Origin of the sequence: Butyrivibrio sp. TB, assembly GCF_900110805.1 — a bacterium.
Classification (GTDB): domain Bacteria; phylum Bacillota; class Clostridia; order Lachnospirales; family Lachnospiraceae; genus Butyrivibrio; species Butyrivibrio fibrisolvens_C.
This window is the reverse complement of the sequence record NZ_FOER01000024.1, coordinates 23,848-41,021: the sequence shown is the minus strand read 5'-3', so window position 1 is coordinate 41,021 and position 17,174 is coordinate 23,848. Positions and strand designations below refer to the sequence as shown.

Genomic DNA, 17,174 nt, shown 5'->3' with positions numbered 1-17,174 from the left:
TTTTATACATGGAAGAAAAGACATACAAGCTCATGGGAGGCATAGGAGCTATCAATATCACTTTTGGTATTGTTGCTATCATATCGGGAATAGCTGCAGGAGTTCTGCTTATAGTAAGTGGAGCAAAACTCCTTAGCGGACGTAAGAAGATTTTGTTTTGAAGAATAATAGGATACAGCCGTGGGGTCAAAGACCATGGGAGAAAAATCCTTGGGGGATCAATCCATGGGAGAAGGATACCGAAGAGACCTATCACGCACATAAGAACAAAAAGAAAAAGAAAAAGCACTTCCGTCTTAGAACACTTATCTTTAAAAGACGTTATATCTTTACAGATAATGTGCATCCAAGGAAGGGTATCCTGTCTTTTATACTGGGTGTCATTGCTGCCGTCGCGCTTATCATGTGCGTGAAGGCTGCTTTTGATGCCGGCGGAGTTGCCAATATCAAGTACGGCGTAGCAACGCTTCTTGCATTTGGATATAGTATTGCCGGACTTGTACTTGGCATTCTTGCATTGAAACAAAAAAAGATTTTCAAAATTTTCCCGGGTCTGGGAATCATCATTAATACTCTAAATATACTGACAGTAATATTTCTGACAGTAATGGGATCTATATAAGAATAATATTTTTAAGGAGCAGTACAAATGGCACAGGTTGGAATTGTAATGGGATCGGATTCTGATATGCCGGTCATGGCTAAAGCAGCGGATATTTTGGAGCAGCTCGGTATTACTTATGAGATGCATATCATATCTGCACACAGAGAACCTCAGGAGTTTTTTGATTATGCAAACAGCGCTGAGGAGAAGGGATATAAGGTTATCATAGCCGGCGCCGGTATGGCAGCTCATCTTCCGGGTATGTGTGCGGCTATTTTTCCGCTTCCTGTAATTGGAATCCCTATGCATACAACATCTCTTGGCGGACGTGATTCGCTCTACTCTATCGTTCAGATGCCAACAGGCATTCCGGTAGCTACAGTTGCAATAAACGGAGGCGCCAATGCAGGAATCCTTGCAGCTAAGATACTTGCTACAAGTGATCCTGAGCTTCTTAAGAAGTTAAAAGAATACTCAGCTTCTTTGAAAGAAAGCGTTGTAGCCAAAGACGAGAAACTTTCTAAGGTTGGATACAAGAACTATTCTAATTGATCTGATCAATGGGTGATAATTATTATGATGTAAGGTTCAAATAGTTCTTTTGACACCTGCTTCATTATTATTTATAAAAGGTATATTTTAGGAGGAACAAGAAGTGGCACTGAATTACAAGAATGCAGGCGTAGACATTGAGGCTGGATATGAGTCTGTGGAGTTAATGAAAAAGTATGTTAAGCAGACAACACGTCCTGAGGTTATGGGAGGCATCGGAGGATTCTCCGGAGCATTTGATCTTTCTGCTATCAAGAATATGGAGGATCCGGTTCTTCTGTCAGGTACAGATGGCGTTGGTACTAAGATCAAGTTAGCATTCCTTTTGGATAAACATGATACTGTTGGTATAGATTGTGTTGCCATGTGCGTAAATGATGTTGCCTGTGCAGGCGGCGAGCCACTCTTTTTCCTGGATTATATTGCTTGCGGTAAGAACTATCCTGAAAAGATCGCTACAATAGTTAAGGGCGTTGCAGAGGGATGCAAATTATCTGATTGCGCCCTTGTAGGTGGTGAGACAGCTGAGCACCCAGGTCTTATGCCTGAAGATGAGTATGATCTTGCAGGATTCTCAGTAGGTGTTTGTGAGAAGAAGGATCTTATCGACGGAAGTACTATTAAGGCCGGTGATGTTCTTATTGGAGTTGCTTCCAGCGGCGTTCATTCTAATGGATTCTCACTTGTCCGTAAGATATTCGATATGACCAAGGAAAGCCTAAGTACTTATTATGATGAACTTGGCAAGACTCTTGGCGAAGCTCTTATCGAACCTACACGTATATATGTCCACATGATGAAATCTGTCAAGAATGCAGGCGTTAAAGTTAAGGGCTGCAGTCATATTACAGGTGGCGGATTCTATGAGAACGTTCCTCGTATGCTTCCTGAAGGTAAGAGAGCTGTTATTGAGAAAAACAGCTATGAGGTTCCTGCTATTTTCAAGCTTATGCAGAAAAAGGGTCAGATTGATGATCAGATGATGTACAACACATATAATATGGGCCTTGGAATGGTTCTTTGTGTTGATCCTGCGGATGTAGATAAGACTCTTGAAGCTGTTAAGGCATCAGGTGAAACACCTTATGTTGTCGGCAAGATCGAAGATGGTGAAAAGGGTGTTACATTATGCTAAAAATTGCAGTATGTGTATCAGGCGGAGGAACAAATCTTCAAGCCATAATTGATGGTATAGAATCAGGGATAATAAAGGATACACAGATCGTATTAGTGTTCTCCAATAATCCCAATGCCTTTGCTCTTGAAAGAGCAAAAAAAGCAGGAATTAAAGCTGTATGCAAATCTCCCAAGGAGTATCCTTCAAGGGATGATTTCAACAAGGACTTTCTTGCTACACTTAAAGAGGCAGAGCCTGATCTTGTTGTACTTGCAGGCTGCATGGTTGTTATACCAAAAGAAATAGTAAGAGCATTCCCTAACAGGATCATCAATATCCATCCTGCTCTTATCCCATCTTTCTGCGGACAGGGCTATTATGGACTTCATGTACACGAGAAGGTTCTGGAAAGAGGAGTAAGAGTTACTGGTGCGACAGTTCATTTCGTGGATGAAGGAACTGATACAGGTCCTATCATCTTGCAGAAGCCTGTAATGGTAGAACAGGGGGATACACCTGAAGTTCTCCAAAGGCGTGTAATGGAGCAGGCAGAATGGAAGATCATGCCTATGGCTATTAATCTTATCGCTCAAGGCAAGATCAAAGTTGAAGGTCGCAAGGTGATCATAGATGAATATGATCCTATGGGATTATGATATTTAATTTATTAAAGATATATAATGATGCAGGCGTCAAAGACAGTGTTTGACACCTGCGTCATATGATACAAAATAGCATAAAATGTGATGTTTAGTGCATTAATAGCACGAATTGGCATTGTAATATGCCAAGATCACGGATATAATTGATTTGAGCAATCGGAGGAGATTCTAATGAAAGTCCTGGTAGTCGGTGGGGGCGGTCGCGAACATGCGATGGTCGAGGCAATTTCCAGAAGCAAACATGTTGATAAGATTTATTGTGCACCTGGTAATGCAGGTATTGCAAAACTTGCAGAGTGCGTTCCTTTTGGAGTTATGGAGTTTGACAAGATTGGAGAATTTGCCAAGGATAATGGTGTAGATCTTGTTGTATGCAGTCAGGACGATCCGCTTTGCGCAGGTATTGTAGATGCCCTTGAAGAAAAGGGACTTAGAGTATTCGGCACAAGGAAGAATGCAGCTATTATTGAAGGCAGTAAAGCTTTTTCCAAAGATCTTATGAAGAAGTATGGTATCCCTACAGCTTCTTATGAGACATTTACTGATGCCGACAAGGCAAAAGAATATCTTAGAACTAATGCAAAATTCCCTATTGTACTTAAAGCAGACGGACTTGCGCTTGGTAAGGGTGTTCTTATATGCCAGAGTCTTGAAGATGCTATATCAGGCGTTGATGAGATAATGCTTGATAAGAAGTTCGGAAGCGCCGGTAATGAGATGGTCATCGAAGAATTCATGACAGGAAGAGAAGTATCTGTTCTTGCATTTGTTGATGGAAAACATTACAAGCTTATGAGCTCTTCTCAGGATCATAAGAGAGCCGGAGACGGAGATACCGGTCTTAACACAGGCGGAATGGGAACATTCTCTCCAAGTCCTTTTTACACAGATGAGATCAATAAGATCGCTTGCGAAACTATATATCAGAAGACAGTTGATGCTATGGCGGCAGAAGGAAGAGAATTCAAAGGCGTTTTGTATTTTGGCCTTATGATGACTTCAGAAGGACCAAAGGTCGTAGAGTACAATACAAGATTTGGCGATCCTGAAACTCAGGTTGTACTTCCTCGTATGAAAACTGATATAATAGATGTCATGAATGCTGTGATAGATGGCACTCTTGACAAGATCGATCTTGAATTTGAAGACAAAGCAGCCGTTTGTGTTGTACTTGCTTCAGAAGGATATCCTGTCAAATATGAAAAGGGTAAAGTTATTTCAGGACTTGAAGCATTCGATGAGATTGAAGATGGGTACTGCTTCCATGCAGGAACTAAGTTCGATGAACATGGTAATGTTGTAACAAATGGGGGCCGGGTGCTTGGTATTACAGCTAAGGGAAATACACTTAAAGAAGCCAGAGAAAACGCATATAAGCTTACAGAGCTGGTAAGTTTCGATGGTAAATATATGCGTCACGACATCGGTAAGGCACTTGATGAGATCTGAATACTTCTTGGGCCTTATGTATCCGGCAGAAAGAAAGAGGTAAACTATGGAAAAAAATCGTGGGAGAATAACCGCATTGGTAGTTGTGTTTGCAACTATCATTACTCTGGTATTTGGAGGCCGATATATTGCAAGCGCTGAGACTGTAACTTATGCAACAGTTACGGCTTCATCTGCAAAGGTGCGTTCTAATACTGACACTTCTAGTGAAGTAGTAGGAAGTCTTAAGAGCGGAGATCAGGTTCAGATTCTTTCTGAAGTTACAGATGCAAATGGCCAGGTTTGGTACAAGGTCAATGTAGTAGGCGGTACAGGTTATGTAAGAGGAGATCTTGTTACTAAGGGAGAGCCTCAGGAGGTAGATACTACAAATACTACTACAACAACAACTGAGACTACACCTTCTACAGATGCTAATACTACAACTAATACCGAAACAACCACAGCACAGGATACACAGACAACGGTAGATCTTCCTGATACACAGGTTACAGCTATGGATTCTACATCTGCAACTGTAACAACAAGTAAGGCTAATGTTCGTTCAGGCGCCGGTACAGCATATTCTGTAGCAGGAAGTGTTGCAAGCGGAGATGTTGTAACTATAACAGGTACAGCCAATGATTCTGCAGGTAAGCAGTGGTACTATATCACTCTTTCAAATGGCGTTCAGGGCTTTATCCGTGCAGATCTCGTAGAGCTTGGTGCTGCTACACCTACAGATCAGACAGGTGATACAGGTGAACAGACTGATGGCGGCGAGAATACTGAGAACCCGGAGAATCCGGAGAATCCTGATAATACCGAGGGCACAGATACTCAGGAGACTACTGAGCCTGCTCAGGAACAGACCAATACAGGTAATGCTATAGTAGCAACTACATCTAGTGATTCTTATTATGTTTTTATCGATACTGACGGAACATATCAGCTTGTTAAGAATACTGATGGCAGTCCTGTAAAGTACAGCGTTGAAGGCATACTTGCAGCCAACGATTATATCCAGACACATGGAACTCAGAAAGCCTTTGGTCTTCTTGATATAATCCTTATCGTTCTTGTAATAGTCCTTGCAGGAGCTGTTATATTCCTGTTCATCAGACTTAGAAACCTTCTTTATTATGATGATGAAGGCGGCAATTACGAAGATGATAATATGCAGTACGATGAAGAGCCAAGACCACGTAAGGCAGGTTTTTTTGAAAAGCTAAGATCCAAGAAGAATGATGGATATGATGAAGGTTATGAAGATGGCTATCCTGAAGACGGTTATCCGGAGGATGGCTATCCTGAAGACTATCCTGAAGAAGAACCTGCTCCTGATAACGGAAGAGGCTCTGCTGTTAATGGCTCTACAGTAAGACCTGAGAGAGACTCAAGACCGACTCCTCGCAAATCAAGGAATTTTGCAGATGATGATGATTTTGAGTTCGAGTTCCTTGATCTTGACAACGATAATGACGGAAAAAGACGTTGATTATAATAAACGGATTATAATGTTTGACTGTTTTGGTCATCAGAGGAGTTTATCAACAAAACTGTTTGATATTTCTGGACTTCATAGTTAGATTAGTATCTGATAGGTGACATAAGATAAATTCCAAAGACGTTTACTATAGTTTAGAAAACCGGATTGAACAATGACTTTCAATCCGGTTTTTTATACTTTTTTGATTGTTGGAAAAATGGTACCTATCTGAAGTCTTAAGATGGAAGTTCTCAAAATTGGACTGTAAATGGTCTTGTTATATGGATGACATAATCCGATATTTAATAAAAGCTTAATAAAACTTCCAGTCATATTTATTGACACCAATACAGCTACTGTTATACCATTTATATAACAGTGGTTTAGAAACATTAGCCGCTCGCTTTGCTCGCGACATGAGGTTAAATATGACTATAGAAATTGATTTTAACAGTGATGATGCCATATATCTTCAGCTTTGCAATCAGATCATACTAGGTATAGCTACTTCACAGTTTCATGAAGGAGAGCAGCTTCCAAGTGTGAGAACACTTGCAGAAGCAATTGGTATTAATATGCATACGGTTAATAAAGCTTATTCGATATTGCAAAGGGAAGGCTTTGTTAAGATTGACCGTAGAAAAGGTGCTGTGATAGCAGTGGATATAGATAAGCTGCAGGCACTTGAAGAAGCCAAGCAAGGGCTTGAAGTCGTTTTGGCAAGAGCTCTATGCAAGAATATATCAAGAAATGAGATTCATAATCTTATAGATCAGATTTACGATGATTACAGCGGAATCTGATCAGACTACTGAATCATTGTCTTTCGAAATCTACAGTTTGAGCGGATTTTTTAAGATGTATTCAAGAAGTCTATTTTCTTTTTGATTCAAAAAATAAACAGCAGGAGGGAATGTAAATATATGAATTCACAGTTTACAGATAAAGCCGAAAACGCGCTTAAAACAGCTCGCAAGGCTTCAAGAAGTCTGAAACTGAACTATGTGGGAACGGAGCATATATTGCTCGGTCTTATCAGAGAAGAAGGAAGTGTCGCATCCAGAATTTTAATAGATAATGGAATAGATGAAAAACGTCTCATGGATCTTGTCAAAGATCTTATAGTCCAGGATGGAAGTGTTACTACTATGGACCGTGACGGTTTTTCACCAAGAGCACAGCAGGTCCTTAATGAGGCTCACCGTCAGGCGGACAGATTCCGTGCGTCCAAGACAGGAACAGAGCATATCCTTCTGGCTCTTATCAAGGATGGCGAGAATGTAGCTGTCAGACTTATCTCAACTCTTAATGTTCCGGTTCAGAAGCTCTATGCAGAGACTCTTGCAGCTATGGGTGAAGATCCTAATCTTGTCAAAGAAGATCTTGGAAAGCGCCAGTCAGGTCGTAAGAAAGGAAGTGCTCTTGCGCAGTACAGCCGTGATCTTACAGCACTTGCAGCTGCAGGTAAGCTCGATCCTGTTATCGGACGTGAGTCTGAGATCAAACGTGTTATTCAGATTTTGTCCAGAAGGACCAAGAACAATCCGTGTCTGATAGGAGAACCCGGAGTAGGTAAGACTGCAGTTGTTGAAGGTCTTGCGCAGAGTATCGTATCCGGTGATGTTCCGTTTACAGTTCAGAATAAGCGTCTTCTTACTCTTGATTTATCCGGTATGATCGCTGGATCTAAGTATAGAGGCGAGTTCGAGGAACGTATCAAGAAGGTCATCCATGAAGTTGCAGAAGATGGCAATATCATCCTCTTTGTAGATGAGATGCATACACTTATCGGAGCAGGCGGTGCAGAAGGTGCTATTGATGCTTCTAATATTTTAAAGCCATCTCTTGCAAGAGGTGAGATTCAGATAATAGGTGCTACTACTATATCTGAGTATAGAAAATATGTTGAGAAAGATGCTGCATTGGAGCGTCGTTTTCAGCCTGTAACAGTAGAAGAGCCTACGATGGAAGAGACTCTTAATATTTTAAATGGTATACTTTACAAATATGAAGAGCATCACCATGTACGTATTCTTCCTGAAGCTGTTAAGGCTGCTGCAGAACTTTCCAACAGGTATATCAATGATAGAAATCTTCCTGATAAGGCTATTGACCTTATCGATGAAGCCGCATCTGCAGTGAGACTACACTCAATGGGAGATACATCCAAAATGCGTGACCTGGATAGTCAGATCAAGGATCTTGATGATCAGGTTGAGGAAGCTCTTAAGAGTGAAGACTATAGACAGGCAGGAGAGCTTAACAGACAGCAGGCGCTTCTTATCAAGAAGTACAACAGGATGAAGGCTGCTAATGAGCGCAAAGAACAGACTGGTTCGATCACTGTTGGTGCTAATGATATAGCTGAAGTTGTTGCCCTTTGGACCAAGATCCCTGTTAAGAAGATTGCAGAAAAAGAATCTGAGCGTCTTCTTAAACTTGAATCTACTCTTCATAAGAGAGTAATAGGTCAGGCAGAAGCTGTTCAGGCAGTATCAAAAGCTATAAGAAGAGGACGTGTAGGCCTTCAGGATCCAAATAGACCGATCGGGTCATTCCTCTTCCTTGGACCTACAGGTGTAGGTAAGACAGAGCTTTCAAAGGCTCTTGCAGAAGCTATGTTCGGATCAGAGAACTCTCTTATCCGTGTAGATATGTCCGAATATATGGAACCGCATAGTGTGTCCAAAATGATCGGATCACCTCCAGGATATGTAGGATATGATGAAGGCGGTCAGCTTTCTGAGAAAGTAAGAAGAAATCCTTATTCCGTAATTCTTTTTGATGAGATAGAAAAGGCACATCCGGATGTGTTCAATATCTTGCTTCAGGTACTTGATGATGGCCATATTACAGATGCAAAGGGACGTAAAGTAAGCTTCAAGAATACTATCATAATCATGACATCCAATGTTGGTGCCCAGAAGATTGTATCTCCTAAGAGACTTGGCTTTGATACTAAGGCTGATGCCAAGAAAGATTATGAGACTATGAAGAGCGGCGTTATGGACGAAGTTAAGCGTCTGTTCAAACCTGAATTCATCAATAGAATTGATGAGATCATGGTATTCCATCAGCTTTCTAATGAAGAGATGATGCAGATTGTGACACTATTGTCATCCTCTCTTGCAAAAAGATGCAAAGAGCAGCTCAATATTAAGCTTACTATATCACCTGCTGTTAAAAAGCACCTTGTTGACAAGTATTCAGAGCAGAAGATGGGTGCAAGACCGCTTAAGCGTGCTATTCAGACAGTTATCGAAGATTCGATGGCAGAAGAACTTCTCAAAGGCAATATTAAGCGTGACAGTGAAGTCGTTGTAGGAATTAAAGATGGTACTATTGTCTTTACAAGCAAGGCAGAAAAAGCTGCAAAGGCTGCAAGTAAGGCAAAGTCATCTGCAAACAAGAAGGCTAAAGCAAAGAAAACGCCTGCTAAGAAGACTGCAGAGGCTAAAACTAAAAAGAAGGTCGGAAGACCCAAAAAAGTTGCAACTGTTTAAGGTGATTTGATTTTAGAAATGTTTTATTGTTAATCACGGATGTTTAACATATTTTGAATTTTAGTATGGTATAATGGTTATTACCCAAAAGGGATAATGCACTTTGAAAAAACTTTTTTAACGTACCAATAGGAGGTTCCATATGGCTGTAGTAGAACAGTTGCTGCGGGCAGAAGCTGACGGTACAATCAGCTTTGGTAACTACGAGCTTCCATCTAAGTCGAAGCTTGAAGATTTCAAGCACGGCGGAGATTTGCTCAAGGTCAAGACGTTCAAGGATATCACAAGACTTGAGGCAAATGATATGTTTGTCTACGAATCTGTTCCGGGAACGGCAGTGACTCACTTCAAAGAGACCGAAAAAGGTGTGACATTCATAGTTGAAGGTAACGCAGATGCTCAGATCACATTAGGTATGGAGGACAATACAGAGTACAATGTACTCATAGATGGCTCCAGTGAAGGAAAGATGAAAACTGGTCTTGGCGGTAAGCTGTCAATCAGTGTTGAACTTTCCGGGAAGCCGGTGACAGTAAAGGTCGAAGAAGTTTAAAAATTTAATATTAAGGGCACAGATATACAAAGGAGTATGTCTGTGCTCTTTTGTTATGCGCAAGGCGTGGAGGCAGAGGGTCTATATTTATGTTAGAATTAAAGATAGTTATTGCAATGATCGGGGGACTTTTTTATGCCTGCTAAGATTAAAACAGCATTTTTTTGTCAGAACTGCGGATATGAATCATCTAAGTGGATGGGACAGTGTCCGTCATGTCATGAATGGAATACGATGGTTGAGGAGATGGTCAAGCCTGAGCCCAAGAATAAAAGAGCAGCACTTGGGAGTGGGATGTCTGTTCATGCTGCTTCATCTGTAGATGCTGCTCCAAAATCATTATCTCAGATAGAATTAGGTCAAGAAGACAGAAGTGATACACATATAGGTGAACTTAACAGAGTACTTGGAGGGGGACTTGTAAGAGGTTCCCTTACACTTGTGGGAGGAGATCCGGGAATAGGCAAGTCAACACTTCTTTTGCAGGTTGCCAGGAATATGTCTGATGACGGACATGCTATCTTGTATATATCAGGAGAGGAATCATTAAGGCAGATAAAGCTAAGAGCCAATCGTATCGGAACTTTTACAGATAATCTTAAGTTTTTGTGCGAGACCAACCTTTCTACAATAGAGGCAGTTATCACCAAGGATAAACCCGAGATAGTGATCATAGATTCTATTCAGACTATGTTCAATGAAGATGTATCATCCGCGCCGGGAAGCGTATCACAGGTAAGAGAGACAACGGCAGTTCTTCTTCGTATAGCCAAGAGCATGAATGTATCAATATTTATAGTAGGGCATGTCACCAAGGAAGGAACAGTAGCAGGTCCCAGAGTTCTTGAACATATGGTTGATACTGTGCTTTATTTTGAAGGTGATCGACATGCATCCTATAGGATACTTAGAGGAGTCAAGAACAGGTTCGGTTCGACCAATGAGATAGGTGTATTTGAAATGAGACAGGACGGTCTTGCAGAAGTTGCCAATCCGTCTGAATTCATGCTGGACGGAAGACCAGAAGATGCCAGCGGAAGCATTGTTACATGTTCAGTAGAAGGTACAAGGCCGATACTACTTGAGATACAGGCGCTTGTATGTCGTACAAGTTTTGGATTCCCAAGAAGACAGGCCAATGGTACAGATTATAACAGAGTAAATCTACTTATGGCTGTTCTTGAGAAAAGAGTAGGACTTCAGATGGCAGATTGCGATGCATATGTAAATCTTGCAGGAGGAATGAAGCTTCAGGAGCCTGCGCTAGACCTTGGAATATGCCTTGCGGTTATATCAAGCTTTAAGAATAAACCTATAGATTCATCTGTTGTTGCATTTGGTGAAGTGGGACTATCCGGAGAAGTCAGAAGCGTAAGTATGACTGAGCAAAGAGTTATGGAAGCTAAGAAGCTGGGATTTAAAACCATAATCCTTCCTAAAGCTTATGAGAATAAGCTCAAAGATACAAAAGGGCTTGAGATCATAGGCGTAAGATCACTTCAGGATGCAATGAAGATATTCTAACTGACATATGACTGACAATTACCCCTTGGGACGGAGTTAAGAGACTATTTGGCTTATTATTGGAAGTTTAAAAAAAGTCTCTTATCTTAGTCATCAAGGGTTATTTTGTAAAAGAAGAAACGTCATTAAATGTGCATAGAAACGATATAACGATTCTTTGAAAAATCTTCAAAAAACGCTTGCATACAGTAATATGCTTTGCTATAATTACTTTCGTTGACGGCGATAAGTCAGCAGAGCCAAAGGGGAATCATACAATGGCTAGTATCACGGTCTCCAAAACCGTTCATGGGAGTTCGAATCTCTCTTCCCCTGTTTCATAGAGTAACAGGTAAGCATCGGATGTTTCCGATGCTTTTTTATTACCATAAAAGTGCAGTTGTTAGAGAAATTAACTCTGACACCTGCACTTATTTTTATTGCCAAAAGAAGAACTTCATTAACAAAAAACTCTGGGGATGTAGTCTCCAGAGCTTAGAGCTCTATTTATTGACTACATCCTCAGAGGTCTTTTGCTAAATGTCATCTGATCTGTCTGTGCTGCTGGAACTGTGCATATAGTTCGGGATTAGCACTTATAACAGAATCTTTGTCCAAACTGTGGCGCTTTGCAAGTCTTGGCTTTGCAATAGCTGTTGATGATCTTACAGAAAGAGATGGTCTTAGCAGGTTCTTGGAAAGAGATATGTGTTCATTCATAGCTCTTAATATATAGAATCCGCATTTTCCGATTTCGATCCTGTCCTGTTTGACTGTTGTAAGTGGAGGATCAAGGTGCTGCGCCAGAGGAAGATCATCAAAACCAATAACACTTATATCTTCCGGAACTTTATAGCCGCTTCGCTTGCATTCTTCTATAACACCTGATGCTATAAGGTCATTGCCGCACAGTATCGCTGTAGCGCCAAGATCCAGGAATGTAGGTACATGATAGTGAGCAGCATCCGCTACGAAATATCCATATACAGCAAGATTAGGATCTACCGGTAAGCGGTGACTTGACATGCTATCAAGATAAGCTATCATTCTAAGGTCGGATACCATTGATCCTCTCGAACCATCAAGAAAGGCTATTTTCTCATGCCCTAATTTGGTAAGGTGCTCTATAGCAATAGCGATGCCTTCTTCAGAATCTGTTCCTATATATCCGACATTGGGATTTTTCTCAATGAAGTTATCAAGAAGGACAGTACTAAAAGCTGTAGATTTGATCTGTTCCATCCAGGGATCTTCTAAAGAAAAACCAAGAAGAAACGCTCCCGAAAAACCATTGCCAAGCATGTAGGTATCATACTTTTCACTCACCTGAAATTCGTGGCTTACCGGCTGTATTACAACTTCAAACTGTTCCTTATATGCAGCCTGTCTGAATCCGAGTACTATATCATAACCGAAGGTGCCTGTGGATTCATAATCCATGTTTTCTATAAAGATGCACAGACGTTTCTGACTCTGCCTTTTGGTCTTTCGACCGGTATATCCCATCTCGACAGCAGTTTCTAATACTTCCTGCCTTAGAGAAGCGCTGATGTCTTTGGCACCATTCAATCCTTTGGAAACGGTGCTGACTGAAATGCCAAGCTTATTGGCAATATCTTTTATGGTAGCCATGTTATCCTTTCATTTAGCCTATTTTCGCAAATTCTTATGTAAAATCTCCAGAATATATAGAATAAAGCATAATACGAAAAACTGCAAATCATCCTTAATTCATCTTTTTACATTATAAGGTTACCAAAGAGCAAAAACAAGATAATACGAAAATAAACGAAAATATTTGAAAGATATGCAAAAATCGCAGCTTGATAATTTGTATAATATGACGAATAAATAAATAACACGGTCGAAATATTGACAAATATCCACAAAGTGTGTTAAAACATAATTGTCAAACGAAATTTTCGGAAATTTTCGATTTTCTTGGTTTTGGGTATTATGCTTTAGAATTTGAGGTGCATTGGCACTTTAAATAAAAAGTTTAAAAAGGAGAGGAAAACATGAAAAAGAAAGTTTTAACCGTTTTACTGACACAGGCTCTCGTGGCTTCCATGCTTGTTGGTTGTGGTGGTTCAAGTACTGACAACAACGAGGGTGGCACTACAGACAACACACAAAGTACTGATAACTCAGCAGATAATACACAGACAACAGACGGCGATCAGAGCACTGCAGAAGCCACTGCAGAAGCTCCTGCAATCGATTATGGTTCAGGTGAGATCACAATCTGGGTTGCTGAGAACGTAGTCGATCTCACACAGAAACTTGTTGATGATTTCATAGCTTCCAACGATGCATATTCAGGATATGCCGGCAATATCACAGTAGAAGCTGTTGGCGAAGGTGATGCTGCTTCTAACATGATCACAGACGTATCCGGCGGTGCTGATATTTATGGATTCGCACAGGATCAGCTTACACGTCTTGTAGCAGCCGGTGCTCTTCAGCCTCTTAATGACAATATGTCATCATGGGTTACTTCTAATAATGATGAAGGTGCTATCGGAGCAGCTACATCAGGTGACACTCTTTATGCATTCCCTATGACATCTGATAACGGATATTTCCTGTACTATGATAGCTCAGTAGTTACAGATCCTACGTCTCTTGAGCAGATCATCGCTGATTGCGAAGCTGCTGGTAAGGGATTCTATGCTGATCTTGATTCTGCATGGTACAATGCAGCATTCTTCTTCGGTACAGGATGTACATGTTCTTTTGAAACAGATAAAGATGGTAACTTCACAGGCGTTACAGCAGACTATGCTTCAGATGCCGGTCTTGTAGCTATCAAAGAGATGGCTGAGGTTGCTTCTTCTAAAGCATTTGTTGATGGCTCATCAGCTGGTGAAGCTACAAATGTAGGTGCTATCATCGATGGTACATGGGATAGCGCAGCTCTTGAAGAGATGCTTGGTGACAACTATGCATGTGCAGCTCTTCCTTCATTTGAAGGTGTTGATGGACAGACATATCACCTTAGCGGATTCTCAGGCAACAAGCTTCTTGGTGTTAAGCCTCAGACAGAAGGCGGCAAGCTTGCTATGTGCTATGAGATAGCTAAGATGCTCACAGATACAGATGCTCAGCTTGAAAGATTCACAGCTCAGGGTTGGGGCCCTTCAAACCTTGCAGCACAGGGTGATAGCGAAGTTCAGGCCAATGTAGCTCTTGCAGCTCTTCAGGAGCAGATGCCTTACATGATTCCTCAGGGTCAGTATCCTGGAGAATGGTGGGATCTTGCAGGCTCTCTTGGAGCAGACGTTGAGAACGGAACTCTTACAGTAGATTCTTCTGACGATGACTTCATGGCAGAGCTTAAGACACACGATGACACATGCGCTACACTTGTACAGTAAATAGCTGAATATTTGTTACAAATATCAGGTTGGATATTCAGGGGAGAGGTTTTCCTCTCCCCTGTTTTTTCGGGAGTGCTTTTATGGAAAAAAACAAAAACAATGTGCTAAGCATTATCGCAGGTAATATCAAAAATATTGGTATTACTTTTAAAGAGGGAGATTGGAAAACAAGGCTTTCTTTCCTTGTCATGGGATTTGGTCCTATTATGAGGAAATCCTTTGCAAGAGGAATCGCTTATCTTCTTATCGAAGTTGCCTTTATCGCATATATGGCAACCTCAGGCATAGCTAATCTATCTAAATTATCAACACTTGGTACTGAAGAGACACATATGGATCCGAATACTTTCCTTACTACATATGGAGACAATTCGTTCCTTATACTTTTGTATGGTGTACTTACAGCAGTACTGTGCGTACTTTTTATCACTTTCTGGAGAATGAATATCCAGGAAAATCAAAACGAAGAGAAGATCATTAAAAATGGAGGACATATTCCTACTTCTTCTCAGGATTTAAAATCACTATTGGATCAGAAATTTCATGCAACACTTCTTGCACTTCCCGTGCTGGGCGTTCTTGTATTTATGGTAGTGCCTATTATATTCATGATATGTGTTGCATTTACTAATTATGATTCCACCCATCAGGCTCCAAGTAAGCTCTTTACATGGGTTGGATTTGAGAACTTTACACAGCTTCTTAAATTTGGCGGCAACGGTATGGGATCTACTTTCACAACGATCCTTATCTGGACTTTGGTATGGGCTTTCTTTGCAACATTCTCCACATATTTTGGAGGAATCGCACTTGCTCTTCTTATTAACAAAAAAGGTGTAAAGTTCAAAAAGTTCTGGCGTACTATTTTCGTAATGACTATAGCTATTCCACAGTTTATATCTTTATTGTATGTATCCAAGATGTTTGCAGCTGATGGTCTTATTAATACATATTTTGTAAAATGGGGCATCTTCGAAAGGTCTTACAACTTCTGGGCACATCCTATGACAGCCAGAGTCCTTATCATAGTGATCAATCTCTGGATAGGTATCCCTTATGTAATGCTCATGGCAACAGGACTTCTTATGAATATTCCTGCAGATCTTTATGAAAGTGCAAGAATTGACGGAGCAAGTCCATGGCAGATGTTTAGAAAGATCACAATGCCATATATGCTCTTTGTTACAGGACCTTACCTTCTTACATCATTTACAGGTAACCTCAATAACTTCAACGTTATATACCTTCTGTCAGGAGGCGGACCAACATCCATGCAGCTGTATGGAGGATCAGGTTATACCGACCTTCTTGTAACATGGCTTTACAAACTTGTTCTTAACAGCACCAACTACAAACTGGCAGCCTGTGTAGGTATTATTACTTTCGTTGTTGTTGCATTTACATCTCTTATTGCATATAGCAAACTGCCTTCAATTAAAGATGAGGAGGGATTCCAGTAATGGCTGAACCAAAATTACACAAACAACATAACGCTTTAGGTAATGCTATAGCGTATATACTTTTAGTAATACTTAGCATAATATGGCTGTTTCCTTTTGTATGTATCGTATTACAGAGTTTTAGAGCCCCGACTGAAGGCGGCGGAGGAATGGTAGCATATCTTATGCCAAAACAGTTCTCGCTTGACAGTTACAGATGGCTGTTTTCGGCAGATTCTAACTTTGTAAGATGGTTTGGAAACACATTCATCATTGCTTTCTTTATAGCAATCGGTCAGACCTGTTTTGTACTTATGGTTAGTTATGCGCTTTCACGTATAAGATTTGCAGGAAGAACACTTCTTATGAAGTTCTGGCTTATACTTGGAATGTTCCCGGGATTTTTATCCATGATCTGTCTGTATTTCCTTTTGAAAAATATAGGACTTACACAGGCAGGAGCTATTCCCGGCCTCATCCTTGTAGGTGTTGCAAGTTCTGGTATGGGATACTATGTATGCAAAGGTTTTTTTGATACTATTCCTAAGACACTTGATGAGGCAGCAAGAATTGACGGAGCATCCCGTGCAAGGATCTTTTTCACAATGCTCCTTCCTCTTTCAAAGCCTATCATCATCTATCAGGCACTTATTGCATTCATGGCACCATGGTGTGACTATATCTTCGCTTCATACATTGCCTTTGGTTACAGTAAGAGCTATAACGTAGCAGTTGGTCTCTATGACTGGGTCAACACCAATGACTATCAGGGATACTTCACAAGATTCTGTGCAGGCGGCGTTCTTATAGCAGTTCCTATCACAGCACTGTTCATGTCACTTCAGAAGTATTATGTAGAAGGTGTAACAGGCGGAGCAGTAAAGGGCTGATATTCATCTATATAAGTGAATGTTTTTTCAGCTTATTGATATCGATCCAAGAAG

15 protein-coding genes and 1 tRNA gene are annotated in these 17,174 nt (G+C 40.7%); 15 read left to right on the top strand and 1 reads right to left on the bottom strand.

Going from position 1 to position 17,174, the window contains the following annotated elements; translation table 11 throughout:
- Positions 1–8: 8 nt before the first annotated feature.
- From BMX21_RS19435 to BMX21_RS19430, 12 genes are all read left to right on the top strand, one after another.
- Complete coding sequence (locus BMX21_RS19435; RefSeq protein ID WP_027205360.1) at positions 9–161, top strand: hypothetical protein; 153 nt, start codon at positions 9–11, stop codon at positions 159–161.
- A complete protein-coding gene (locus tag BMX21_RS15085) occupies positions 158–622 on the top strand; it encodes a DUF6142 family protein (RefSeq protein ID WP_051199696.1) in 465 nt (154 codons plus the stop codon). Before BMX21_RS19435 ends, BMX21_RS15085 begins: the two co-directional genes overlap by 4 nt.
- 27 nt (positions 623–649) lie before the next feature.
- Positions 650–1,156, top strand: coding sequence for a 5-(carboxyamino)imidazole ribonucleotide mutase (gene purE / locus BMX21_RS15080; RefSeq protein ID WP_022753471.1), 507 nt, complete (start codon positions 650–652; stop codon positions 1,154–1,156).
- A gap of 109 nt (positions 1,157–1,265) precedes the next feature.
- Positions 1,266–2,291 (top strand): phosphoribosylformylglycinamidine cyclo-ligase, encoded by a 1,026-nt coding sequence (purM, locus tag BMX21_RS15075; protein WP_092045658.1) that lies wholly within the window; start codon positions 1,266–1,268, stop codon positions 2,289–2,291.
- Positions 2,285–2,929 (top strand): phosphoribosylglycinamide formyltransferase, encoded by a 645-nt coding sequence (gene purN / locus BMX21_RS15070; protein WP_092045622.1) that lies wholly within the window; start codon positions 2,285–2,287, stop codon positions 2,927–2,929. The genes purM and purN overlap by 7 nt, the downstream gene beginning before the upstream one ends.
- A 177-nt stretch (positions 2,930–3,106) precedes the next feature.
- Entirely contained in the window at positions 3,107–4,384 is a 1,278-nt protein-coding gene (purD, locus tag BMX21_RS15065) for a phosphoribosylamine--glycine ligase (RefSeq protein ID WP_022753474.1), read from the top strand.
- A 46-nt stretch (positions 4,385–4,430) separates the two neighbouring features.
- The gene (locus BMX21_RS15060; protein WP_092045620.1) at positions 4,431–5,861 is read left to right on the top strand and encodes an SH3 domain-containing protein; all 1,431 of its coding nucleotides are present in this window, start codon (positions 4,431–4,433) and stop codon (positions 5,859–5,861) included.
- 419 nt (positions 5,862–6,280) lie between these two features.
- Positions 6,281–6,655, top strand: coding sequence for a GntR family transcriptional regulator (locus BMX21_RS15055; protein ID WP_027205356.1), 375 nt, complete (start codon positions 6,281–6,283; stop codon positions 6,653–6,655).
- A 120-nt stretch (positions 6,656–6,775) separates the two neighbouring features.
- Entirely contained in the window at positions 6,776–9,355 is a 2,580-nt protein-coding gene (locus BMX21_RS15050; protein WP_092045618.1) for an ATP-dependent Clp protease ATP-binding subunit, read from the top strand.
- 142 nt (positions 9,356–9,497) lie between these two features.
- Positions 9,498–9,908, top strand: a complete 411-nt coding sequence (locus BMX21_RS15045) for a hypothetical protein (protein ID WP_027205354.1) — start codon at positions 9,498–9,500, stop codon at positions 9,906–9,908.
- 135 nt (positions 9,909–10,043) lie between these two features.
- The gene (gene radA / locus BMX21_RS15040; RefSeq protein WP_092045615.1) at positions 10,044–11,432 is read left to right on the top strand and encodes a DNA repair protein RadA; all 1,389 of its coding nucleotides are present in this window, start codon (positions 10,044–10,046) and stop codon (positions 11,430–11,432) included.
- A gap of 243 nt (positions 11,433–11,675) precedes the next feature.
- Positions 11,676–11,747, top strand: a tRNA-Trp gene (locus tag BMX21_RS19430).
- Positions 11,748–11,954: 207 nt separating this feature from the next.
- On the opposite strand, the gene BMX21_RS15035 is transcribed toward BMX21_RS19430, so the two are convergent.
- Entirely contained in the window at positions 11,955–13,043 is a 1,089-nt protein-coding gene (locus BMX21_RS15035) for a LacI family DNA-binding transcriptional regulator (RefSeq protein WP_080666275.1), read from the bottom strand.
- Between the two features lie 386 nt (positions 13,044–13,429).
- Here BMX21_RS15035 and BMX21_RS15030 point away from each other — a divergent pair, with 386 nt between their 5' ends.
- The 3 genes from BMX21_RS15030 (at position 13,430) to BMX21_RS15020 (ending at position 17,120) form a co-directional block, all read left to right on the top strand.
- Entirely contained in the window at positions 13,430–14,788 is a 1,359-nt protein-coding gene (locus BMX21_RS15030) for an extracellular solute-binding protein (RefSeq protein WP_027205353.1), read from the top strand.
- Positions 14,789–14,871: 83 nt separating this feature from the next.
- Positions 14,872–16,251 carry a carbohydrate ABC transporter permease gene (locus BMX21_RS15025; protein ID WP_027205352.1) on the top strand — a complete coding sequence of 460 codons (1,380 nt, stop codon included), beginning with the start codon at positions 14,872–14,874 and terminating at the stop codon, positions 16,249–16,251.
- Positions 16,251–17,120 carry a sugar ABC transporter permease gene (locus BMX21_RS15020; protein ID WP_022753483.1) on the top strand — a complete coding sequence of 290 codons (870 nt, stop codon included), beginning with the start codon at positions 16,251–16,253 and terminating at the stop codon, positions 17,118–17,120. Before BMX21_RS15025 ends, BMX21_RS15020 begins: the two co-directional genes overlap by 1 nt.
- The last annotated feature ends 54 nt before the right edge of the window (positions 17,121–17,174 follow it).